Source organism: Rhodococcus sp. NPDC059968, from assembly GCF_042738615.1.
Taxonomy (GTDB): domain Bacteria; phylum Actinomycetota; class Actinomycetes; order Mycobacteriales; family Mycobacteriaceae; genus Rhodococcus_F.
In genome coordinates this window covers 139,449-161,612 of record NZ_JBHWUE010000003.1, presented here as the reverse complement: position 1 = coordinate 161,612, position 22,164 = coordinate 139,449, and the positions used below count along the sequence as shown (strand labels likewise).

At 68.1% G+C, this 22,164-nt stretch carries 18 protein-coding genes; 6 read left to right on the top strand and 12 right to left on the bottom strand.

Going from position 1 to position 22,164, the window contains the following annotated elements:
- Positions 1-32: 32 nt before the first annotated feature.
- On the top strand, positions 33-1,226 hold the full coding sequence (locus ACFWAY_RS04900) for a serine hydrolase domain-containing protein (RefSeq protein WP_378509967.1): 1,194 nt from the start codon (positions 33-35) through the stop codon (positions 1,224-1,226).
- Here ACFWAY_RS04900 and ACFWAY_RS04895 read toward each other — a convergent pair.
- The 4 genes from ACFWAY_RS04895 to ACFWAY_RS04880 all read right to left on the bottom strand — a co-directional run bounded on the left by ACFWAY_RS04895 (position 1,215) and on the right by ACFWAY_RS04880 (position 5,633).
- The gene (locus ACFWAY_RS04895; protein ID WP_378509966.1) at positions 1,215-2,543 is read right to left on the bottom strand and encodes an RNA polymerase sigma factor; all 1,329 of its coding nucleotides are present in this window, start codon (positions 2,541-2,543) and stop codon (positions 1,215-1,217) included. The two genes, ACFWAY_RS04900 and ACFWAY_RS04895, sit on opposite strands and share 12 nt — an antisense overlap.
- Positions 2,516-2,938: a YciI family protein gene (locus ACFWAY_RS04890; protein ID WP_378509965.1), complete on the bottom strand. Its 423-nt coding sequence runs from the start codon at positions 2,936-2,938 to the stop codon at positions 2,516-2,518. The genes ACFWAY_RS04895 and ACFWAY_RS04890 overlap by 28 nt, the downstream gene beginning before the upstream one ends.
- Before the next feature lie 107 nt (positions 2,939-3,045).
- Entirely contained in the window at positions 3,046-4,146 is a 1,101-nt protein-coding gene (locus ACFWAY_RS04885; RefSeq protein ID WP_378509964.1) for a C45 family autoproteolytic acyltransferase/hydolase, read from the bottom strand.
- Between the two features lie 59 nt (positions 4,147-4,205).
- Positions 4,206-5,633, bottom strand: a complete 1,428-nt coding sequence (locus tag ACFWAY_RS04880; protein WP_378509963.1) for a purine-cytosine permease family protein — start codon at positions 5,631-5,633, stop codon at positions 4,206-4,208.
- 166 nt (positions 5,634-5,799) lie between these two features.
- Here ACFWAY_RS04880 and ACFWAY_RS04875 point away from each other — a divergent pair, with 166 nt between their 5' ends.
- Together ACFWAY_RS04875 and ACFWAY_RS04870 are read left to right on the top strand one after the other, a co-directional pair.
- Positions 5,800-6,831: a LacI family DNA-binding transcriptional regulator gene (locus tag ACFWAY_RS04875; RefSeq protein WP_378453054.1), complete on the top strand. Its 1,032-nt coding sequence runs from the start codon at positions 5,800-5,802 to the stop codon at positions 6,829-6,831.
- Between the two features lie 191 nt (positions 6,832-7,022).
- Positions 7,023-10,286, top strand: coding sequence for a protein kinase (locus tag ACFWAY_RS04870; protein ID WP_378509962.1), 3,264 nt, complete (start codon positions 7,023-7,025; stop codon positions 10,284-10,286).
- Between the two features lie 18 nt (positions 10,287-10,304).
- Here ACFWAY_RS04870 and ACFWAY_RS04865 read toward each other — a convergent pair whose 3' ends face one another.
- From ACFWAY_RS04865 to ACFWAY_RS04830, 8 genes are all read right to left on the bottom strand, one after another.
- A complete protein-coding gene (locus ACFWAY_RS04865) occupies positions 10,305-11,519 on the bottom strand; it encodes an MFS transporter (protein WP_378509961.1) in 1,215 nt (404 codons plus the stop codon).
- A gap of 163 nt (positions 11,520-11,682) precedes the next feature.
- On the bottom strand, positions 11,683-12,534 hold the full coding sequence (locus ACFWAY_RS04860) for an amidohydrolase family protein (protein WP_378453057.1): 852 nt from the start codon (positions 12,532-12,534) through the stop codon (positions 11,683-11,685).
- A 31-nt stretch (positions 12,535-12,565) separates the two neighbouring features.
- On the bottom strand, positions 12,566-13,546 hold the full coding sequence (locus ACFWAY_RS04855) for a 4,5-dihydroxyphthalate decarboxylase (protein ID WP_378453058.1): 981 nt from the start codon (positions 13,544-13,546) through the stop codon (positions 12,566-12,568).
- Between the two features lie 34 nt (positions 13,547-13,580).
- A complete protein-coding gene (locus ACFWAY_RS04850; RefSeq protein ID WP_378509960.1) occupies positions 13,581-14,462 on the bottom strand; it encodes a hypothetical protein in 882 nt (293 codons plus the stop codon).
- A 41-nt stretch (positions 14,463-14,503) separates the two neighbouring features.
- Positions 14,504-16,156 (bottom strand): thiamine pyrophosphate-binding protein, encoded by a 1,653-nt coding sequence (locus tag ACFWAY_RS04845; RefSeq protein WP_378453060.1) that lies wholly within the window; start codon positions 16,154-16,156, stop codon positions 14,504-14,506.
- On the bottom strand, positions 16,153-17,211 hold the full coding sequence (locus ACFWAY_RS04840; RefSeq protein ID WP_378509959.1) for an amidohydrolase family protein: 1,059 nt from the start codon (positions 17,209-17,211) through the stop codon (positions 16,153-16,155). Before ACFWAY_RS04840 ends, ACFWAY_RS04845 begins: the two co-directional genes overlap by 4 nt.
- Before the next feature lie 31 nt (positions 17,212-17,242).
- Positions 17,243-18,097, bottom strand: a complete 855-nt coding sequence (locus ACFWAY_RS04835) for an HpcH/HpaI aldolase/citrate lyase family protein (RefSeq protein ID WP_378509958.1) — start codon at positions 18,095-18,097, stop codon at positions 17,243-17,245.
- Positions 18,081-18,656 carry an SRPBCC family protein gene (locus tag ACFWAY_RS04830; RefSeq protein WP_378453063.1) on the bottom strand — a complete coding sequence of 192 codons (576 nt, stop codon included), beginning with the start codon at positions 18,654-18,656 and terminating at the stop codon, positions 18,081-18,083. Before ACFWAY_RS04830 ends, ACFWAY_RS04835 begins: the two co-directional genes overlap by 17 nt.
- Positions 18,657-19,228: 572 nt before the next feature.
- Between ACFWAY_RS04830 and ACFWAY_RS04825 the strand changes: the two genes are divergently transcribed.
- The 3 genes from ACFWAY_RS04825 to ACFWAY_RS04815 are packed head-to-tail and all read left to right on the top strand — an operon-like array spanning position 19,229 to position 22,143.
- On the top strand, positions 19,229-20,134 hold the full coding sequence (locus ACFWAY_RS04825) for a hypothetical protein (protein ID WP_378453064.1): 906 nt from the start codon (positions 19,229-19,231) through the stop codon (positions 20,132-20,134).
- Positions 20,135-20,185: 51 nt separating this feature from the next.
- Entirely contained in the window at positions 20,186-21,073 is an 888-nt protein-coding gene (locus tag ACFWAY_RS04820) for an amidohydrolase family protein (protein WP_378509957.1), read from the top strand.
- Between the two features lie 5 nt (positions 21,074-21,078).
- Positions 21,079-22,143: an extracellular solute-binding protein gene (locus ACFWAY_RS04815; protein WP_378453066.1), complete on the top strand. Its 1,065-nt coding sequence runs from the start codon at positions 21,079-21,081 to the stop codon at positions 22,141-22,143.
- Positions 22,144-22,164: the final 21 nt, after the last annotated feature.

The window sequence follows — 22,164 nt, the reverse complement described above, 5'->3', positions numbered from 1 at the left end:
GTCAGTGACCACAGACACGACAGGAGAGTGGGATGTCCGATCTCAACGCCGCGCTCGGCAAGGTTCTCGACAGCGTGACCGAGGAAGACGCGCCGAGGGTGCCCGGAGTGGTGGCGATGGTGACCGATCGCGACCGCACGGTGTTCGAGGGTGCCGCCGGGGTGCGGTCCTTGGCCGACCGCGAGCCGATGACCGCCGACACCGTGTTCGCGATCTTCTCCACCACCAAGGCGATCACCGGGACCACGGTGCTGCAATGCGTCGAAGAGGGTCTGCTCGACCTCGACGCGCCCGCCCGGGAATACGTTCCGGAGCTCGGCGACATCCAGGTCATCGAGGGATTCGACGCCCACGGCGATCCGGTGCTGAGGGCGCCGAAGCGGGACATCACCACGCGGATGCTGTTGTTGCACACCGCCGGGTTCGGATACGACTTCTTCGACGAGACCTACAACCGGTTGGGTGTCGAGCACGATCAGCCCGGCGTGATCACCGCGACCCGGGCGTCGCTGAGGACACCGTTGCTCTTCGATCCGGGCGCGAAGTGGCAGTACGGGACGAACATCGACTGGGCCGGTCAGGTAGTCGAGGCGATCCGTGGCAAGCGCCTCGGCGAGGTGATGGCCGAGCGGGTGTTCGCGCCCCTGGACATGCACGACACGTCCTTCACCCTGACCGGATCGATGGCGGCCCGGCGCGCGAGCATCCACCAGCGGGAGGAGGACGGCCGGCTCACTCCGTTGGATCTGGTGCTGCCGCAGGATCCCGAGATTCACATGGGCGGGCACGGCCTCTACTCGACGGTGGGGGACTACCTGAAGTTCCTGCGGATGTGGCTGAACGACGGAGACGCGGCCGGTGGGCGAGTCCTGCGGGCCGACACCGTGCAGGCGGCCGTGTGCAACGGCCTCGAGGGGCAAGAGGTCGGGATGCTGCCGGGTGTGATTCCCTCCCTTACGAACGACGCCGAATTCTTTCCCGGACAGCGCAAGTCGTGGGCCTACACGTTCATGGTGAACGAAGAGGACGCACCCACCGGCAGGCCCCGCGGGTCGCTCGGGTGGGCCGGGCTCGCCAACTCGTACTACTGGATCGATCGTCGCAACGGAATCGCCGGGTACTGGGCCACCCAGGTCCTGCCGTTCGCCGACCCCGTGTCGTTCGGCGGCTACCTGGACTTCGAGACGGCGGCGTACCGGCACGCCCCGCTCGCGTCACCCGTCTAGGTCGGCGAGCTTCCGTTCGAGCACCGTCCGCTCGCGCTCGTTGCCGCACAGCTTCACGGCCGCCTCGAGTTCGGTGCGCGCCTCGTCGGTGCGTCCCAGTCGGGTGAGCAGTTCGCCGCGAACGCTCGGCAGCAGGTGCGAGTTCGACAGCGCCTGGGCGGCCACCAGCTCGTCCACGATCGGCAGCGCCGCGGCCGGTCCCTGGGCCATGGAGACCGCCACCGCCCGGTTGAGGTCGACCACCGGTGACGGTGCGAGCCGGCCGAGTGCCTCGTAGATGAGGACGATCCGCTCCCAGTTCGTCGCGTCGACCGACGGCGCGACGGCATGGCATTCGGCGATCGCCGCCTGCAGGCCGTAGGCGCCCAGCCCCCGGCCGGCCTGTTCCGCGCGGGCGAGGGCGGCTCGGCCCCGGCGGATGGCGGTGCGGTCCCAGCGGCGGCGGTCCTGGTGCTCGAGCAGCACCGGATCGCCGTCCGCACCGGTGCGAGCCGGGAACCGTGCCGCGGTCAGTTCGAGCAGCGCCAGCAGGCCGTGGGCCTCGGGCTCTTCGGGCACGAGCCGGGTCAGCACCCGGGCGAGGCGCTGTGCCTCGCTCGCGAGGTCGAGGCGGATCAGGTCGTCACCCGAGCTGGCCGAGGACCCTTCGGTGAAGATCAGATAGATCACGCTGAGCACCGAGCCGAGTCGCCCGGCCCGCTCTCCGGCAGGCGGCACGTCGAACGGCACCCGGGCCGCCCCGAGCGTCTTCTTGGCGCGGGTGATCCGGGCCTGCACGGTCGCGGTCGGGACGAGGAACACCTTCGCGATCTCGTCGCTCGTCAGACCGCCGACCACCCGCAGGGTGAGCGCGACTCTCGCCTCCCGCGACAGCACGGGGTGGCAGGAGATGAACATCAACGCAAGCATGTCGTCGTCGATCTGGTCCGGATCCCACAGCACATCCCCGGTGCCTTTGGCCGGATCTGCGGGCCCGCTCCCCGAGACGGCACCGCCCTCGCCCAGGTCGTGAGCGAGGACGGCGTACCTCTCGTCGAGGGCGGAGCGCCTGCGGAACGCGTCGATCGCCCGGCGCCGGCCGACGGTGAGCAACCATCCCGCGGGGTTGTGGGGGATGCCGTCGCGTGGCCAGCTCACGAGTGCCTCGGCCAGCGCCTCCTGGGCGAGGTCCTCGGCCAGCGCGAAATCGCCGGTGTACCGCGCGAGCGCACCGACGATCCGCGCCGACTCGATCCGCCAGACGGCGGCGACGGCCTCACGCCCGGTGTGGCCGTCACCCGTCGACCCGCTCAGAGCTGGCCGGTCTCTTCGCGCCACGCCCGCTCCTTCTGGACCCATTCGTTGTCCTGCGGGAACTCGTCGATCGTGGCGACCCGGCGGATCTCCGCCTTGGCACCGGGACCGGCCATCGGGGCACGCTTGGCCCACTCGATGGCCTCCTCCTTCGACGCCACGTTGAGCATCCAGAAGCCGCCGAACAACTCCTTCGTCTCGCCGTAGGGGCCGTCGGTCACCACAGGCGTCTCGGAGGAGTAGTCGACCACCACACCCGATTCGGGGTCGGGGTCCAGGCCCTCGGCGGCGAGCAGCACGCCGGCGCGGATCATCTCGTCGTTGAACTTGCCCATCGAGTCCATGATCTCGGTGAAGTCGATGTCCTGGAACGCCGCGAAGGTTTCGTCGGTGGCGCGCATGATCAGCATGTACTTCATGGTTCCGTCTCCTTGGATGTCGGGGTCCCTCTTGGACCTTCTCATCCTCAGGTCGAACGGGGAGTGACATGGATCGACACACTCGCGAAATTCTTTTTCGACCGACGTCACCCGTTTACGACGCAGGCGGCGTCGAGCGTGGTCCACGACCTTCGGCGGGCATCGAGCGGGGTGCCGGCGAGGATGCGGGCTCGGCGGTGCTCGGGTTCGAGCAGCACTGTCGCGAGGGTGGCCCAGCGCTGACCGAACACGGCGTCCGGCGCGGGGACGCAGCACAGCTGCGGCTGTCCGGGATCGGAGTACAGGTACTCGACGAGGTGATCGGCGACGGTCGGCTCGGCGTACCGCTGCTGCCGGGAGGCGATCAGGCCGTAGCGGTCCTGCGAATCAGGCTCGTACAGACCGGTCTTCTCGCGGGCGGCGTTGGCCGGGTCGAGGAAGTGGTTGGTGTGCGTCAAGAATCCGTCGCTCGGGCGGAGCGTCGCGTCGCCGACGGGGCTGACCTCGGCACACGCGACGGTGTCGGGGTCGATCAGGGTCAATGCGCCCGAGGTCGCGATCGGTGCCGAACGCAGCAGCTCGAGGGCTTCGTCGACAGTTCCGGCTTCACCGAGGACCGCCGCCGACAGAACGTGCACGGGCATCCCGGCCGGTGCGTCGTCGCGGTGGCCGAGGATGTTGAAGAAGACGCCGAGACCTGCGCTGTTCATCCCGATCTTGCCGAGGATGCCGTGCTCGGTCAGCCCGACGTAGCTGTGGCGGGTTCCGCGCACCTGATGGGTGTGCCAGTACGGGTCCAGTTCCTCGTGCCAGTCCCAGGTCTGGACACCGAACGGCGCCGACGGACGATCCGCGGGTGCGTACGCGATCGTGGAGCACTCGCCGGGACGGGCCCCGGTCGCCTGGGACAGGATCTCCGTCCGGCCGTTCAGAGCCATCACGTGCCAGGGCTCGAGGCCGGCACCGGCAGCGATGCCCTCGATCTCCTCGAGGTACCGGGGTCCCCACGCCGCCAGCACATCCGCGAGGCGGTGCGCGCTGTCGCGGGTCCGGGACTCGCTCACGCCGACCGTGTCGAACAGGCGTAGATACAGTTCCACGGACGCGGGGAGGTCGGTGCGCAGCTGCGTGCCGCGGGCGATGCCGCGTTCGCGCGGCCGGGTGTCGTCCACGCAGACGTGGGTGTGGACAGTGCTGGTCTCGGTCATCGGAGTCCTCGTTGTGGTGCTGGTGTGAATAGTGCTGTGTGCCGGCCGATCACAGTCGATCAGCGGGTTCGGTACGAGCGCATCAGCGCGACGTACAGTGCTGCGGAGACGATCAACCCGACCGGCAGCGACAGGTCCACGCCGCCGACGGCGTTCGCGACCGGACCGGTGTAGATCGGGGCGGCGACGCAGAGCGCGGCCGCGGTGATGCCGGTGAAGACGGCCACCGTTCCCGCCCAGTTGATTCCACCGCTGTACCAGTAGGGGCTGCTGCTGGTTTCGTTGCCGAGCTCGACGCCGTCGTAGCGGTTGCGGCGTAACAGGACGTCGGCGACGTACACGGCCATGACGGGCCCCATCACGGTCACGACGAGCTGCATCATGTTGCTGACGGTGTCGAGGAAGTTGGAGACGAGCAGGGCGTACAGCGTCATGGCCACACCCATCGAGCCGTCGAGGAGGACGCTGCGCGAACGGCGCAGGCGCAGGCCGACCGATTGCAGGGCGAGTCCGGAGCTGTACGCGGTCATCGCGTTGTTGGCAATGGTGCCGAAGATGACGGCGAGCAGGAAGATCGGCGTGAACCACGCCGGGAGAATGGTCTCGAGTGCGATCTGCGGGTCGGCCATGTCGAGTCCGGTGCCAGCCAGTGCGCCGAGCGCGGTGAACAGCACGCTGGGGACGAACGCGCCGAGCGCCGTCCACGCGGTGACCGAGAACGGTGACGTGGTGGTCGGCAGGTAGCGGGCGAAGTCCGCGCTGTTGGTGTAGGACAGCGGAGCCGACGCCACGATCGACACACCCGCGGCGACCGTCGCCCACAGGCCGATTCCGTGGAGTGCCTCCGCAGGCTGGTAGCCCCAGTCGGCGTTGCCGAGGACGTATCCGGCCATCACCACGAAGATCAACGTCAGCACCAGGGCCAGCGGCTGGTAGAGCCGCACGATCGTGGCGTGCCCGTACACGCCGATGGCCAGCGTGACGGCGGCGATCGCCAGGATGATGACGACCTTGACGGGGGTGGTCGCGTCGATCCCGAACCGTTCGACGAGCCGGAAGGCCGTGTAGGACGCGGCCGCCCAGTTCAGCGCCAGGTAGCAGACGCTGATGAACCAGCTGGTCACGAGAATGTTCACGCGGTTGCCGCGGATGCCGAAGATCGCCCGCGTGATCACCTCGCTGGGCGTGCCCGACGCGGGTCCGCTGGCGGCCACGATCCCGGTGAGGATCGAGAACAGGTTGCCGACCACTATCACCGCCAGCGCCTGCCAGAAGGACAGGCCCATCAGGATCAGTGCGCCGCCGACGACCAGGGCCAGGTAGCTCACGTTGGGCGCCGCCCACACCGCGAACAGGTCCCGGGCGCGGCCGTGCCGTTCGCTGTCGGGGATGAAGTCGATGCCGTGTGTCTCCACCCGCCCGGCGCGGTCGGCCGGCGTCGTTGCGCCGGGCGTCGCCGCACGCGGATCTGCTTTTGTCGATGCCATGGGGTCCTCCGGATAGATGAGCACGGATGTGCGGCTGGTGGGCGCAATCGCCGATCTGTGGCGTGACCCCGGTCACCGTACGGAACCAAATCGATTTGGACAAGAGTTGCGCGAGGCAATTTGCAAATCGATTTGGTGCAGGTTGCGGTGTTGGTAGCCTGGGTGAATGACGGAGAAGCGGTCGAGGCCCACCATCGCCGACGTGGCACGGCATGCGGGGGTGTCGACCACGACGGTGTCGCACACGTTCAGCGGCAAAGGCGTCGTCGCCACTGCGACGCGTGAGCGTGTCCGCTCGGCCGCCAAGTCGCTGGGCTACCGGCCGGACGTGGTGGCGAGGGGCCTGCGGAGCAACCGTCTCGGCGTGCTCGCCCTCGTGCTCCGGCCACTCGAGACACTGGATTCGTCTCTCCCAGAGGGTGTCGACTACTTCCTGCGGTTCGCGGGTTCGGCGGCTCTGGCCGCGATGGATTTCGGATACGGGCTCATGCTGGTGTCCGATCCGACGCGCGACGAGTCACCCGCCGCCGCCCTCGCCTGTGACGGGTTCCTGATCACGGAACCTGTCACGAATGACCCCCTCATCGAGATGCTCCTCGGGGAAGGCGTGCCGTTCCTGTCCGTCGGCAGGGATCCGGCGAGGGCCGACTACGACGCCTGGCTCGACACCGACACCGAACTCATGACCGGCCGAGTGCTGCGGCACCTCGAGGATGCGGGGGCGACACGAGTGGCTCTCGTTGCCGGCACCGATTCCAATTCGTGGAACCTGGGCGCCGAGGCCGCCTACCGCGAGTGGGCAGCGACGCGCGGTCAGGACGCCCTGGTCGCCATCCGGCCCGAGACCACCGGCGAGGCCGGCGGACGCGAAGCCGCGGACGAACTGTTCGACCGGAACGACCCACCCGACGCGGTGTATTGCCTCACCGGCCGGCACGCGGCCGGGGTGCTCGCGCGGGTCCGGGAACGAGGGCTCGACGTCCCCGGCGACGTGCAGATCGTCGGCGGCTCCGACTCGGAGCACACAAGATCCGCCGTGCCCCCCATCACCTCGGTGGACCTACAGCCCGAACACCTTGCCCGCGTAGCCGTCACGCTGCTGGTCAACCGCCTCGACAACCTGGACCGGCCGGTCCCACCAGGGCACCTCCACGGACGCCTCGTCGTCCGGGGCTCCACCCGGGCGTCACGCCGGTGACGGCGTGTCCTCGCTGTGCTGCTCGGCGGTCGCCGTGCCGCGACCGATGCTCAACTCCGGATGTGGGACGGCGTTAGCGATATCCTCGACAGGACGCTATCGAGAGGTGAGTCCACGGTTGTATCTGCGCTGGTTGTGTCGTCGGGACCAGTGTGCGGAACCACGAGCCGGCGGAGTGAGTAGACCGTTCGATGGGTGAAGGTGATCCGCTCGACACTCAGAGGTACCCGCCGACCCCGGCCGCCGAACTGGGTGGAGCTGGTTTCGCTGACGTTCAGGAGATCGGCCGCGGCGGTTTCGGCGTGGTCTACCGATGCACGCAGGCGGACCTGGATCGCACGGTGGCGGTGAAGGTGCTCACCGTGGAACTCGACGAGGAGAACCGGGCCCGCTTCTTCCGGGAGCAGCGGGCGATGGGGCGGCTGACCGGGCACCCGAACATCGTCAACATTCTGCAGGTCGGCGCCACCGACAGCGGCCGTCCCTACATCGTGATGCCGTACCACTCGCAGGATTCCCTCGACGTGCGGATCCGCCGCCACGGTCCGCTGTCGGTGGAGGAGGCGTTGAGGCTCGGGGTGAAGATCGCGGGCGCGGTGGAGTCGGCGCACCGACTGGGTGTCCTGCATCGGGACGTCAAACCCGCGAACATCCTGCTCACCGATTACGGCGAGCCGGAGTTGGCCGACTTCGGCATCGCGCACATCAGCGGCGGCTTCGAGACCGCCACCGGTGCCGTCACCGGGTCGCCCGCCTACACCGCGCCGGAGGTGCTCGCAGGGGACCCACCGGCTCCGGCGGCCGACGTCTACGGCCTCGGCGCCGCCCTGTTCAGTGCCCTCACCGGGCATGCCGCGTTCGAGCGTCGCAGCGGTGAGCAGGTGGTCGCGCAGTTTCTGCGGATCACCACAACGGAGGCGCCCGATCTGCGTGAGCACGAAATCCCCGACGACGTGTCCGCTGTTGTCGCCCGTGCGATGTCTCGTGAGCCCGGTCAGCGCCCGGCCACTGCCGCCGACTTCGGGCAGGAACTGCGAACCCTGCAACGCGCCCACGGCTTCCTGGTCGACGAGATGCCCCTACGAGCCGAACCCGGCACACAGGGCAACAACCGGAGAAGCCAAGACGTACGACCGGGTCGCGCAGGTACCTCCACTCCGGGCGCGACGGGGAATCTTCCCCTGGAACTGACCAGTTTCGTCGGCCGCCGGCACGAGCTCACCGAGGCGAAGAACCTGCTGGCCGGGTCCCGGCTGGTGACGTTGACCGGGATCGGGGGTGTCGGCAAGACGCGGCTGGCGATGCGGATCGCGTCGGCTGTGCAGCGCGAGTACGACGACGGTGTGCGCCTGGTCGAGTTGGGCGAACTGCGCGACGAGTCGTCGCTGGTCGACGCCATCGCGGGCGCGCTGGGATTGCGGGACCACTCGGTGAGGCCGCTGCGGGAGGTGCTGATCGAGTTCCTTGCACCGCGACAGGTGCTGTTGATCTTCGACAATTGCGAGCACATGGTGGACGCGGTCGCCGAACTCGCCGGCCCCCTGTTGTACACCTGTCCGCGGCTGCGGATTCTCGCCACCAGTCGCGAACCCCTGGGCCTCGGTGGGGAGGCGGTGCTGCGGGTCCCCCCGCTGGCCGTCCCGGATCCCGAGCGGAAGCCCTCCCTGCGCGGGTTGCCCAAATACGATGCGGTGTCGTTGTTCGTCGAACGCGGCGCTGCCGCGGTTCCGGGGTTCGCGCTCACCGAGGAGAACGCGGCGGCGGTGGCGGGAATTTGTCACCGGCTCGACGGGTTGCCGCTGCCGATCGAGTTGGCGGCGGCGCGGTTGCGAGCGATGTCGCCCGAGCAGATCCTTGGGCGGCTGACCGACCGCTACGCCCTGCTGACCCGCGGCAGCCGGGGTGCGCCGACGCGGCAACAGACCCTGCGGTTGTGCATCGACTGGAGCTTCGAGTTGTGCACCGCCGGTGAACAACTGGTGTGGGGGCGGGTGGCGGTGTTCGCGGGAAGCTTCGAACTCGATGCCGCGGAGCGGGTGTGCGGCGCCGACCTCGACCCGGGCGAGTTGCTCGACACGCTGACGTCTTTGGTGGAGAAGTCGATCCTGATCCGGGAGGAGTACGGGTCGGTAGTGCGGTTCCGGATGCTCGAGACCCTCCGCGAGTACGGCTTCGAGAAGCTCACGCAGACCGGTGAGGCTTTGGCTTTGCGTCGCCGACACCGGGACTGGTACGAGGCGTTGGCGCTCGATGCGGAGGCCGAGTGGATCAGCGCCCGTCAGCTCGACTGGATCGCCCGGCTGAAGCGGGAACAGCCGAATCTGCGGGAGGCCCTCGAATTCGGCATCGACGACGACCCCGCCGCCGGCCTGCGCACCGCCGCCGCACTCCGCTGGTTCTGGACATCCCAAGGCCTCTACAACGAGGGCCGGCGCTGGCTGGACCACCTGTTGGCTCGTTACCCCGTCGAACCGACCGTCGACCGGATCAAGGCGCTCTACTGCGCCAGCGTGATGGCCGACGTACAAGGGGATCTCGAGTCCGGGGCCGCGCTCGTGGCGGAGGCGCGGACTCTCACCGCCCGCACGAGTGATCCGATGATGCGCGCTCTCGTCGCCGACGCCGACGGCACGCTGGCGCTCTACAACGGTGATCTCGAACGGGCCCGCTCTCGCCTCGACACCGCGCTCGCAGAGTTCCGCGAACGTGGGGAACGCACACTCGAAACCAGCGCCCTCTACCTGTTGGGGACGACCTATGGACTGTCCGGCTCGACGGAGCGGGCTGTCGAAAGCCTCGAGCGTGTTCTCGCAATCACGGAAATGCACGGCGAGAAGGTGTATCGATCGCATTCGCTGTGGGCCCTGGGAATTGCGGTCTGGCAGCAGGGTGACGCCGATCGCGCGATCCGGCTTCTCGACCAATCGCTGGAGCTGACCCGGCAAGTGCGCAGCCCCCGCTTCGCCGCAGCCTGCCTCGAGGCGCTTGCCTGGATCGCGTGCGAGCGGCGCGATGCAGCTCGGGCCGCACTGCTGATGGGAGCCGCGGAAGGGCTGGCGCGGTCGGTGGGCAGTGCCGTGGTCATACATTCCAATCTTTTTGTATATCAACAGAACTGCGACCAGGCAGCTCGGAAACGGCTCGGAGGCAAAGTATTCGAGGAGGCCTACCGCAAGGGCCGAAGCCTGAACTTCGATGCGGCAATCGCCTACGCCCTCCACGAGCAACAGCCCGCCGCCTCCACGCCGGCCACCGGCGCGTCGCCGCGACTGACCAAGAGGGAACGCCAAGTGGCCGACCTGATCGCCGAAGGCCTGACGAACCACGCCATCGCCGACCGCCTGGTGATCTCACCCCGTACCGCGCAAGGGCACGTGGAGCACATCCTGGCCAAACTGGGTTTCACCTCCCGGACACAGGTCGCAGCCTGGGTCGTGGAGCAGGCGCACGACTAGGTACCAGGTAGGGCTCGACTACCGCGATTCTCTGAGACGCGGTGCTGCGATGGCTGCGGCGACGAGACAGGCAATGGCCCCGAGGAGTAGTCCTGCGCGGCCGCCCCATTGCTGACACACCCATCCGACGATGGGTCCGCCTACTGCTGTGGATCCGATGAACGCCATGCCGAACAAGGCCATCACCCGCCCGCGTGTGGTCGCTGCGGCGGCGAGTTGCAGCGTGCTGTTGGTCGTGGAGGTGAAGGCGACGCTGCATGCTCCCACACAGGCCATGACTACAAGCATGACCCACAGATTGGGGGCGAGGGCGGCGACGAGGAGGAGGGCGCCGAAAGCGATTGCCGTGAACACGAGCGGCCGGGTCCCGGTGCGGCCCCAGGCTGCGACGGCGAGTCCGCTCACCACCGATCCTGCACCCATCGCGGCCGTGATGAAGCCGTATGCGCCCGGCCCGGCGTCGAAGATCTGGTCGGCGATCACGGGCAGAACCACCGGGAACTCGAGGGCGAAACAGCCGATCAGGGCCATCATGGTCAACGGCACGGCCAGCTGCGGGGAGCGTCGGACGTACGCGAGTCCTTCGCGGAGCTGACCGCGGGCCCGGGCCGTCGGTGGGGACGGGTTCAGCTGTGCGACGTCGAGGGCGAGGAGGGAGGCGACGACCGCCACGAAACTTGCAGCGTTGAGAAGGAAACACAGACCGACACCGCCGGCGGCGATGACGAGTCCGGCGGCGGCGGGCCCGATCATCCGGGCCGTCGAGTTGAGCACCGATTGCAGGCTGACGGCGTTGCGGAGGTGATCGGCCTCGACCATCTCGAGCAGGAACGATTGGCGTGTCGGGTTTTCGAAGCACTGGTTCAGGCCGAGGACGAGCGCGAGAACGTAGACGTGCCAGAGCTGGACTGTTCCGGTGACGGTGAGAATTCCCAGGATCAGTGCTTGCACGCCCATCAGTGTCTGCAGGGCAACCATCAGGCGCCGCTTGTCGAGTCGATCGGCAACTACCCCGCCATACGGGGCGACGAGGAGCATGGGCACGGTCTGCAACGCCATCACCACGCCGATCGCGGTGGCGGAGTCGGAGAGCTCGAGGACAAGCCACGATTGGGCGATGGTTTGCATCCACTTGCCGGCTTGGGAAATTGCCTGACCAGTGATGTAACGGCGGAAGTTGGTGCTGCGGAGGGACGCGAAGGTCTGCCCGCGGAGGCCGGAGAGAATGGTCATCGGCCCATCCCGGGGCCGGGCTCTGGTTCATGGTTGCTCGTGGTGATCACCTCTGTCAGGGGTGGAGCTGTGGAAATGCGTGCCGTCCGCCGGATTTCGGCGGACATCGGCAGCGGACGGCACGCACGTGGGGGGCTCGACCTATATCAGCTCTGCCAGCGTCCTATCCGGCCAGGCTGGGATACAGCCGTCGCGCGGTGCCCGCGAAGATTTCGCGGCGTTCGGGCTCGGGTACGTCGGCCAGTACCTTGTGGGCGAGGGCGACGAGTTCAGGCAGCGACTGTTCGGCGGCGGGCAGGTTGGAACCCCACGCGATCCGGTGCGCTCCGAACGCCGCGAGCACCGGATCAAGGAAACCAGAGGCCTTTTCGCCGGCGTCGTGGAGAGGTTCGAGGTTGCGGTGGGTCAGCTTGAGGTGCAGGCCGGGATGGACGGCCAGCTCCGCCACCGCTTCGCCGGCGTCGGTGGGCGAGGCCGCGATGTCGGGGTAACCCATGTGGTCGAGCAGCACGCGGACCGAGGGGAACCGGTGCAGCAGCTGGTGCACTTGCTCGGTCGCCGGTCCGAGCCGCATCTGCAGGCACACCGTGACGCCGAGCTCGGTGGCCTTGTCCCAGAAGGGATAAGTCTCCGGCGCGGCGAACCACTCGCCCTGGGTGGGCACCGTGCTTCCGCTGGTGAACAGCCGCACCCCGGCGAGGCCACCGTCGCCGGCCACCGCCTCGAGGTTGTCGGCGGCGTCGGGCCGCAACGGGTCCACTGTGCCGACCGCGATGAACCGGTCCGGCCGCTGCGCCCGGCTGTCGAGCACATAGGAGTTGTCGTAGCCGTAGGCGGTGGTGGCCTGCACCAGCACGGCCTGACCGATCCCGGCTTCGTCCATGCGCTCGGCCATGCCGTCCGCGGTGACCGGCCGGGTGGTGGCCCAGCCGGACTGCTTCCCGCCGATCGGGGCCCGCGGGTAGCGGGTCACGTCGTCGGTGATGATGTGGCAGTGGGTGTCGACGATGTCCATGGTCTGGACCTTTCTCGGTTGGTGGGCCGGCTCAGGCGTCCGGGTAGTCGCCCTTGGCGAACAGCAGGGCGGGATCGGCGGAGAAGTCCGGATCGAGCAGGCCCTGGTCCCGCGAGAACTTCACGAGCGCTCGCACGCTCGCGTCGTTCGCGTGCAGACCGTAGGGGATCGGGTCGCTTCGGATCTGCCTGGCCTGCTTGCCCAGCCGCGGCAGCGCCGACCACTGTGGATCGGCCTCGATCTGCCGGCGTTTGCTCTCGGCGAATGCGGCGTAGAGCGCGGTGGGCAACCCGGGATCACGCTCGACGAGGTCACGTCGGATAGCGATCACCGAGTGCAGCGGATAGATCCCGGTGCGCAGGTACCAGTCGGTGGCGAGCACCTCGTGGTCGGGGAACAAGGGGTACGGCCCGTCGTCGGCCGCGGGTTGCTCGGCCGCCGCCGACCACCCCGCCCGCGGAGCCCCCGCCCGTCCGGTGCCGGCGTTGCCGCTGAACGCGGCGTCGATCTCGTCGGCACGCAGCAACTCGCCGAGCGAGCGGCCGTCGGTGACGCGCTCGACGTTCGCCGGGGCACGGCCTTCGATGTGGTCGTCGTCGTCCACGACCCACTTGACCGTGTCGATGTCGAGGTCGTACTCGTCGCGCAGGATGCCGCGCATCCACACCCCGGTGGTCACCGTGTAAGCCCGGACACCGATTCGTGTGCCCTTCAGGTCGGCGGGGAATCGAATTCCCGATGCCGAACCGCACTGCACGTCGGCGTGGTGGAAGCGGCGGTTGAGGAAGACGGGGATCCCGGTGAGCGGAACCCCGGCCTGCAGTGCCATCAGGTAGGAGGTCGGCGCGAGTTCGCACACGTCGAATTCGAGGTCGCGGATCATCCGCCGGTAGGCGCCGATGATCGGGCTGACCTCGACGGGTTCCACTGTGTAGCCGTCCACCGCGACGTCGCCACCCAGCAACGCCTGCACGTGCGGGTAGTCCCCGAGTGCGACCGAAAGCGTATTCATGTTCAGCCTTTCGTGTTCAGAAGGAACGAGTAGTTCAGCCGCCGAGCCGCGACGCGGCGACCCCGAGCGCGGCGCAGGTGCGGTCGACGAGTTCGTCGAACTCGACCCGGCGCGGCAGCAGCCCCTGCTCGTAGGCGTAACGAGAAGCGTCGGTGACGGGCCCGCGCAGACCGTCGAACCCGACGGGGCTCAGATCCACCGGACCCGCCGTCGGGCCGTCGGCCGCAGTGGCCGCGGCCAATGCGTCGTAGACCGCGAGCACGGCCTTCGGGTCCTCGTTCGCCGCCGCCGCGCTGAACCCGACCACGTGGTTGATGGGAGCGAATCCCTTGCGCGCGGCCCATTCGGCCGCGACCGCGAGCGCGTGGGGAATGGCGGTGCGGATCCGGTCGTCGGAGGGCAGTTCGTTACCCATGATCCCGTAGTCGAGCCGGCCTTCGAGGAAGTCGGCCTGCAGTTTGGCGCCTTCGGGTGCGCGCGTGACCCATGCCGGATCGGTGGCCCCGTCGACGTGTCCGCCTTCGTATGTCTGCCAGTTGATTTCGGTCAGATCGATGCCGTACTGCTCGCTGAGGAATCCGCGCAGCCATACCCCGGTGGTCTGGCTCCACGAGCGCACGCCGATGCTCTTGCCGTGCACATCGTCGACGCTCAGATCGCCCATGGTCACCAGGGTTTGGTGCTGGTAGCGGCCGAGCATGGTGACCGGCAGCAGCGCCACCGGCTTGTCGTGGGCGGCGGCCTGCAGCAGTGTCACCACGGCCAGCTCGCAGACGTCCGCCGCTGCGTCGTTCACGAAACCGCGTGATGCCTTGTGCACGGGCCGCACGTCGACACGTTCGGGTGTGGCACCGGCGGCTGCGGCCCCCTCGACGGCCGCGGAGGCGAGGTCGTCCCGGCCCAGTACGATCTTCATTTCCGACTCCTCTTGTCGTTGGTGGTCAGCACTGTCCGCGGTCACACGTCGTCGCCGTACTGGATGCGGCGGTAGGGCACGCTGAGCACGTCGCGGGTGATGCGAACGTCGATGATGGTGGGCCGCGGGTTGCGGACGTATTCGGCCAGCGCGGCGCGCAATTCGTCGGTTGTGCGGACTGTCGCGCCGCCGCCGCCGAGGGCCTGGCCCACCGTGCCCAATTCGGGGGTGGGGATTACGGCGAGCTCGGGATCGAGGCCCTTGGCCTTCGCCTTGTGGTACTCGGCGCCGAGGGCTTGGTCGTTCATGACGACGACGAGCACCGGTAGCCCGTAGCGGCAGGCGGTCTCGAACTCCGACAGGTGCATCAGGAAACTCGCGTCGCCTTCGACCACGAACGTCGGCTTGCCGCCGTTGGCGACGACGGTGCCGATGGTCAGCAGCGGTGCCTGACCGATGGCGCCGAACATGCCGTAGTTCGAGGTGATCTCGCGGGAGCGCTGGAAGAGCATCGTGCCGAAGTCCGTCTGGTGTCCGCTGCCGAGCACCAGCCCGATCTCGCCGGGAAGTTCGGCGTCGAGCACCGAGATCGCCTCGCGCGGGTCGAGCAGGCCAGCCTCACTGCGGAACTCGGCCGGGTCGATCAGCGGGGCCGTGAGCCGGCTGTGCACCTCGGGGGTGTGGAAGCCTTCCACCTCGATACCGCGAACCCCCAGCGCGCCTGTCAGGGCGTCGAGGGCGGTGACCGCGTCGGCCTGCATGTAGCAGTCGGCGACCTGACCGTTGCCCATCACCAGGTGCGGTGCGGTGTCGATCTGGATGAACTTCGCTTCCGGGAACAGGTACCCGCTCTCGATGGTGTAGTGGTTGAGGCTCGCGCCCACCGACACCACGCAGTCGGCCTCCTGCAGCAGCTCCATCGCGAGCCTGCTGCCGAACAGGCCCGCGATCCCCACGTGGTACTCGGTTTCGGCGCTCAGCCAGTTCTTGGCCTGCAGCGTGGTGGCGAGTAGGGCGCCGGTGCGACGCTGGAGTGCGAGGACCTGCTCGCCCGCGTCCGCGTTGCGGGCGCCTCGTCCGGCGACGATCACGACTCGTTTGCTCGCCCCGATGATTTCGCACGCCTGCTGGATCTGGGTCGGGTGCGGCAGCAGCTTGGGGGTGCGGAGCAGCTCGGTGGACGGGACGTACGGCATGTCGTCCTCGAACTCCTGCAGCTGCACGTCGAAGGGTGCGCTGATCATCACCGGCCGGGATTGGGTGCGAGCCAGGTAGAAGGCGCGCTGCACCACTTCTGCGGCCGACTCGGCCTTGGTCACCTGGAGGAATTCGCACTCGATCGCGGCGGCGAACCGTTGCTGGTCGAGGTACTGGACGGCGCCGGTGTCACCCAACGGCGTCTCCCCGCAGAACGCGACCAGCGGGATGCGTGCCCGGCTCGCCACGATCATCGACGTTGCCAGCTGCGCGGTACCGGGGCCGCTGGTCGTCGTCACGACGCCGGGCCGGCCGGATGCGCGGGCGTACCCGTGCGCCATGCTCAGTCCCGCACCCTCGTGGCGCACCTCGTACAGGCGCGTTCCGCGACTGGCCAACGCGTTCATCCAGTGCATGTTGGCGTCGCCCATCATGCCGAACACATCCGTGGTGCCCTCGGCGGCGAACGCTGCTGCGAGCGCTTCGTAGACCTTCACCGCGCGATCTCCTTTTGCTTGTCGTGGTTGGCAACGCGGCTCGCCAGGCGCGGGAACACCTTCAGCGCATTGCCGCCGTAGATCGCCTGCCGGTCGTCGTCGCTGATGGAGTCGATGGAGTCCAGCAGCGCCTTGGTGTCGTCGAAGCGGTGCCCGGTTTCCGGGTCGACACCGCGGACGGCGCCGATCATCTCGGAGGCGAACAGCACGTTCTCGGCGGGGATGATGTCGGTGAGCAGTTCGAGGCCCCGTTTGTGGTAGACGCAGGTGTCGAAGAAAACGTTGTGCAGCAACGATTCCTGCAGGGGTGGCCGGCCTTGGTCCTGCATCATCCCGCGGTAGCGGCCCCAGTGATAGGGGACCGCGCCGCCGCCGTGCGGCAGGATCAGCCGCAGTGTCGGGAAGTCGGTGAACAGGTCCGACTGGCACAGCTGCATGAAGGCCGCGGTGTCGCCGTTGAGGTAGTGCGCGCAGGTGCCCTGGATGGCGGGGTTGCGTGACATCGCGACGTGGACCATCGCGGGCACATCCAGCTCCACCATCTTCTCGTAGAGCGGGTAGTAGATCCGGTCGGTCAGCGGCGGTGCCTGCCAGTACCCGTCGAACGGGTCCGGGTTGAGCAGGCAGCCGACGAATCCGAGTTCCTCGACGCAGCGCTCGAGTTCTTCGGACGACAGGCGGATGGAGGAGGCCAGCGCGTCACCGGGAGACTGCGGAAGCTGGCACACCGCGGCGAAACGGTCCGGGAACAGGCCGCACACCCGGGCGATGAGGTCGTTGCTGACCTGCGACCAGACCAGGCTGGTCTGCTCGTCGCCGTAGTGGTGGGCCATCTTTCCCGCGCCGGGCGAAAAGAGTGTGAGATCGGTGCCGCGTTCGAGCTGGAGCTTGAGCTGGCCCTGTTCGATCGCGGCCTTGATCTCGTCGTCGCCGATGTGCAACTCGTCGGGGGAAACTCGCGCGCCCGAATCCTCGAACGCCTTGATCTGGCGCTCGCGCCACTGTCCGAGCGCGGGCGGCGCGGTTGTGAAGTGGCCGTGACAGTCGATGATCATGAAGGTTCTTCTCCAGGTGTGGTGTTCGGGGTCAGGAGCGACCGGTGAGTTTGCGGCCCAGTTCCAGGCCGGGATAGCTGCGTACCGGCGCGGACATGAGGAAGCGGTAGCCCTCGTCGAGCACCTGCTCGACGTTGCTCGTAGTCACGTGCGGGTGGCCGACCACGACTCCGTGTTCGTGACAGATCTTCACGATCCGGCTCCTGGCCTCGACCATCAATGGGTGGTCCAGCTGGCGGGGCACGCCCAGTTCCTGGCTGAGATCGCCCTCACCGATGAGGATGAGACCGATGCCGGGCACCTCGTCGAGGATCGCCGGGAGGGTCTCGATCCCGAGCTGATCCTCGATCTGGATCACGACGAGGATCTCGCCGTCCGGGGCGAGCGGCCACACGTCGGCCTTGGCGTAATACTCGTCGTTCGACAGACCCCAGTACCGCGCGGCGGCCGCGGGTGCATCGCCGCGCAGACCCGCCGGCTCGAACCGGTCCGCGCCGGGCAATCGTGGGTAGCGGCACGCCGCGACCGCGTTGCGCGCCTCCTCGACCCGGCTGATGTGCGGCCACACGATTCCGTACGCTCCGAGGTCGAGGGCCTGCTTCGCGTGCCACTGCCCGTGTTCGGCTCCGTTGACGGGCACGCGGACGAGGGGCGTGGGCGACGGGGCGAGCGTGCCGGCTTCGAATATCCGTCGCCGGTTGAGCAGGTACTGCAGGCTGTCCCGCAACGTCGTTGCGTCCCAAGGCTTGTGCTCGGACTCGAACACCAGACCGTCGTAGTCGGACGTCGCGAAGTCGAGCGCCGCGGCCGGTTCGGGCGAAGCAAACGCCGCGAAGGCGTGCTGCCCCGATTCCAGGGCACCGATCACGCTATTGAGTCTTGCCACTTGCCACTCCGATCTGCTCGCTCTGTCGCTTGTGAATGGTCCTGTGCCACCAGGCGCGTACGCGTGCCCACAGGGTGGGACGGCCGGGCGCCGGCGTGACCACTGTGTCGCCGGCGCACCGGCGCACCAGCTCGTCCGTGAACTCCTGGGTCATCCGGGAAACCACAGCCCCGGCGCCCGCCTCGATCAGCGACGCGAGCTTGCCCGCGAGGCTCACCTCACCGGCCACATGCACTCGGGCACCGCCGGCCGCGTTGTCCTCGGTGATCCGGAAGGTGGCGTGCGCGGTGAACCGGGTCGCGCCCTGCCCGTCCCGTCCGCGGGCGGACAGCCGTCCCTCCCGCTCGGGTTCATCGAGGTCGAGCGACATCCGGGCACCGAACCGCACCCGGATCGCGCTGAACTTCACGACCAGCGTGCCGTCGAAGGAGCCGTCGTCGTGGAACTGGCCGAGTTCGGCTCCATTGATGCACGACACCACTTCAGTGGGGTCGGAAATGACCTCCCACACCCGCTCCGGTGGTGCGGGTACGGCGATCTCTTCGTCGATCTTTATCACAACTGTGTCCTCGCTTGGCGATCTGGAACACCTCCACAAATCGTTGTGGAGCTTGGGAACTCGCGAGACTCGATCAGCCAGCTGATGTCACGGGCGCCCCGCTGGTGGCGGAGTGCAGGCCGGCCGCCCAGTTGCGTTGGCGTCATCCGAGTCTCCTGGCGACGCGGCCTCAGATTGTTTAACAACTCTCTGTGGCACACAGTAGCAGCGCCCCATGGCACTCAGCAAGAGTCGTGTACAGCTCGACAGTTTGGGTCTCGCGCTCGGTGCGGCCCGACAATCTTGTACAACAATTCTTGTGAGCGGTGACTCGGCGGACCGTGGGAGCGGCGCGCCCGGTGGAAACCGCGGTCGCAGAGTAAGTCGTCGTAGCTCCTCGGACGCAGTTCGGGGAAAATTGTTAGACGATCCACGTCCATGGGCCTTGTGTTGGGCCAGTCACACGCGTAAATTGGGCGAAACCGTAAGACAATATTGGTGGTCCGCCCTCCGGTTGAGGATCAGCATCAGTGCACCGGCACCGTGCACGCACTCCCTCCCCCCGGGCTCGGACGCAACAGAGGAGTCGTTTCATGCCCCAAACCTTGTCCATCGCAGCGAAGTCCTACCCGCACACCGCGTTCCTCACCGACCCAGGCTTCACCGTCGCAGGGCGCGCCGTCGAGCTCGCGGCGTCGGATCCGATCTACAAGGCATTCGCCCCCATGGTGCGTGAACTCCGCTACGACGCCAGCGAATTGGCCATCGCCACCTTCCTGCAGGCCCGCGAAGCCGGTGCCCCGATCGCACTCCTGCCGGTGGTACTGAGTGGCGACTTCCACCACCACTCGCTCACCCGCTGGCCCGGTTCGGCCGAAATCAACCCGGCAGATCTGGCAGGGCGGCGGGTCGGCGTCCGGGCCTACAGTCAGACCACCGGGCTGTGGGTCCGCGGCATCCTGCACGAGGAGTTCGGCGTGGACGCCAAGGAAGTCACCTGGGTCACCACCGAAGAGCCGCACGTCGCCAGCTACGTCGAGCCGCCGAACGTCGAACGCACGACCGGCAAGGTGCTCGACGTGCTCGAGCGCGGCGACGTGGTGGCCGCCGTTCTCGGTCCGCCGGCGCTCGACGGCGCGCAGGGACCGCTGGTCCCGATCATCCCGAATTGGCGGGAGGCCGAGGAGGCGTGGGGCGCCCGGCACCAGACCGTGCCGATCAATCACATGCTCACCGTCCGGAGGGACCTCCTCGAAGCCGAGCCGCAGACGGTTTCAGCGCTCTACCAGGCTTTCGGCGCCGAGATCGAGGCGCGCAAGGCAGCCGATACCGCGCCCGGACCCCGCGTACGCGCCCTCCGGTTCGGGGTAACCGACGAGCTCGTCGCCGGTCTGCAGATCGCGATCGACTACGCCCTGCAGCAGAACGTCATCCGCACGCCGGTGACAGTGGCCGAACTCCTCGACGATTTCACCCGGCACCTCGGCGATCTTGCATGAACGCACCCCGCCCGCACGCCCGCCCCGCCACCTACCAGCCGTGAGGTATTGATGTTCACCGTCGACACACACACCCACATCATCTCGCCCGACACCGATTCCTATCCCGCAGACCCTCTCGGCGGCCACCGCTCCACCTGGTCCCAGGAACGGCCCACCGACATCGACGGTCTCCTGCGCGCGGCTGACGCCGCCGCCGTCGACCACCTCGTCGTCGTCCAGGCCTCCACGGTCTACGGATTCGACAACAGCTACGTCGCCGACCAGCTCACCCGGCACGCCGACCGCATCAGCGGGGTCTGCTCGGTGGACTTCCTCTCCCCGAAGGTGGTCGACGACCTCCACCACTGGATCGACGAGCGGGGCTTCTCGGGAGTCCGCATCCGCGCCGCCGACGGGACGACGGCCGTCCCGACGCCCGGCCGCGGCCTGGACGACGAGCGCATGGCGCCCGTCTGGCAGTTCCTGTCCGATCGCCGGGTGCCGGTCTGCATCCAGATGCATGCCAAGCACGCTCCCATCCTCGCCGGACTCCTCCAGCAGTACCCGGGACTGACCGCGATCCTCGACCACGCGGGCCGGCCCCAGCTGGACGACGCCGCGCCGTACCCGAGCACCGCCGGAGTTCCCCAGCTCGACGAGACCGGCCGGGTCTTCATCAAGCTCACGCCGCCCGCCGTCCTGCGTGCGCAGCGCGAGAGCGGATCCGCGGCACCGGTGGTCCGCACGCTGATCCAGAAGTTCGGCGCAGCCAACGTCATGTGGGGTTCGAATTTCCCCGCCTCGGCCGGATCGTTGTCCGAACTTCACGACCTCATCAAGACGCAACTGCCCTCGCTCGACGACACGCAGCTGGAACTGATCGCCGGCGGCACCGCCGGCCGGCTGTACGGGCTCGCCCCGGCCGGCGCCGTTATCCCCGGCGCGAAGGAATGTTGATTGCCATGACTCGAATCCGGCGCAAGTTCTGTCTGACCGCCTCGGTCATGGCGGTTGCCGTCGCCTTGTCCGCCTGCGGCGGTCCTCCCGCCGTTCCGGACACCAAGAACCTCGATGAGCTGTACCAGGCGGCCAAGGCCGAAGGGGAGGTCGTCTGGTACGCGCCGAAACCAGAGGCGCAGATGAAGCCGGCCATCGAGGCCTTCGAGAAGAAGTACCCCGGGATCGAAGTCAGCTACACGAACAAGAAGGCTCCGGACCTCGTCACCCAGCTCAATGTGGAGCAGGCCGCCGAGCGCGTGACCTTCGATGTCTCCAACGCAGGTGGGCTCACCGTGCTGCCGTCGCAGTCCTTGGCAGCGAAGGTCGACTGGGCGTCCTACGAGGTGCCCGGCGATCAGATCTTCGCCGATGACTTCGTCTACGTCTGGGCCGTCCCGAAGGTCTGGGCATACAACACCGACGCCCTGGCCGCCGGCGATGCGCCCGCGAGCTGGGACGACCTGCTCGATCCCCGTTGGGATGGAGGAAAGCTCAGCGTCGAGGCGCGCGGGTCCTTCATGACCGTGTGGGCTCAGGACCCGGCCCTCGGCACCGCCGCCGGTCTCGACTACAGCTCCCGACTGGCCCAGCAGCAGCCCCACTACACCGAGAACACCACGCAGGCCCACACACTCGTCGTCTCCGGCCAGACACCGGTCGGCACCGATCTGATCAACCTCGTGCTGGACGACCAGGCCAAGGGCGCGCCGGTCGCCGTCGCACCGGTGGGCCCCACAAACGCCAACAAGTCCTACCTGTTCGTGGCCGAGGGCGCCCCGCATCCGGCCGCAGGTCGCCTGCTGACCGCCTTCCTCGCCTCGGAAGAGGGCCAGTCCGCCCTGGTCGACACGTACAACTCGGCCATCCCCACCAACACGGACTGCACGGACGCCGCAACCAACCGTGTCATCGGCGCCCTGTGTGCAGTCGGCGTCGAGTGGTTCGGCGAAACCAACCTCGAGCAGTACGAGCAGTTCTCGGATTACTTCCCCGAGGTCGAAGAGGCCTTGGGCACCGACGTCAACTGACGGCCCCCACCGTCGCACCGC

Coding starts and splice junctions, on each gene's coding strand:
- ACFWAY_RS04875 (WP_378453054.1), top strand. CDS start 5,800: ATGACGGAGAAGCGGTCGAGGCCCACCATCGCCGACGTGGCACGGCAT.
- ACFWAY_RS04885 (WP_378509964.1), bottom strand. CDS start 4,146: ATGACCGAGACCAGCACTGTCCACACCCACGTCTGCGTGGACGACACC.
- ACFWAY_RS04860 (WP_378453057.1), bottom strand. CDS start 12,534: ATGGACATCGTCGACACCCACTGCCACATCATCACCGACGACGTGACC.
- ACFWAY_RS04825 (WP_378453064.1), top strand. CDS start 19,229: ATGCCCCAAACCTTGTCCATCGCAGCGAAGTCCTACCCGCACACCGCG.
- ACFWAY_RS04840 (WP_378509959.1), bottom strand. CDS start 17,211: ATGATCATCGACTGTCACGGCCACTTCACAACCGCGCCGCCCGCGCTC.
- ACFWAY_RS04855 (WP_378453058.1), bottom strand. CDS start 13,546: ATGAATACGCTTTCGGTCGCACTCGGGGACTACCCGCACGTGCAGGCG.
- ACFWAY_RS04890 (WP_378509965.1), bottom strand. CDS start 2,938: ATGAAGTACATGCTGATCATGCGCGCCACCGACGAAACCTTCGCGGCG.
- ACFWAY_RS04850 (WP_378509960.1), bottom strand. CDS start 14,462: ATGAAGATCGTACTGGGCCGGGACGACCTCGCCTCCGCGGCCGTCGAG.
- ACFWAY_RS04880 (WP_378509963.1), bottom strand. CDS start 5,633: ATGGCATCGACAAAAGCAGATCCGCGTGCGGCGACGCCCGGCGCAACG.
- ACFWAY_RS04815 (WP_378453066.1), top strand. CDS start 21,079: ATGACTCGAATCCGGCGCAAGTTCTGTCTGACCGCCTCGGTCATGGCG.
- ACFWAY_RS04820 (WP_378509957.1), top strand. CDS start 20,186: ATGTTCACCGTCGACACACACACCCACATCATCTCGCCCGACACCGAT.
- ACFWAY_RS04900 (WP_378509967.1), top strand. CDS start 33: ATGTCCGATCTCAACGCCGCGCTCGGCAAGGTTCTCGACAGCGTGACC.
- ACFWAY_RS04865 (WP_378509961.1), bottom strand. CDS start 11,519: ATGACCATTCTCTCCGGCCTCCGCGGGCAGACCTTCGCGTCCCTCCGC.
- ACFWAY_RS04870 (WP_378509962.1), top strand. CDS start 7,023: ATGGGTGAAGGTGATCCGCTCGACACTCAGAGGTACCCGCCGACCCCG.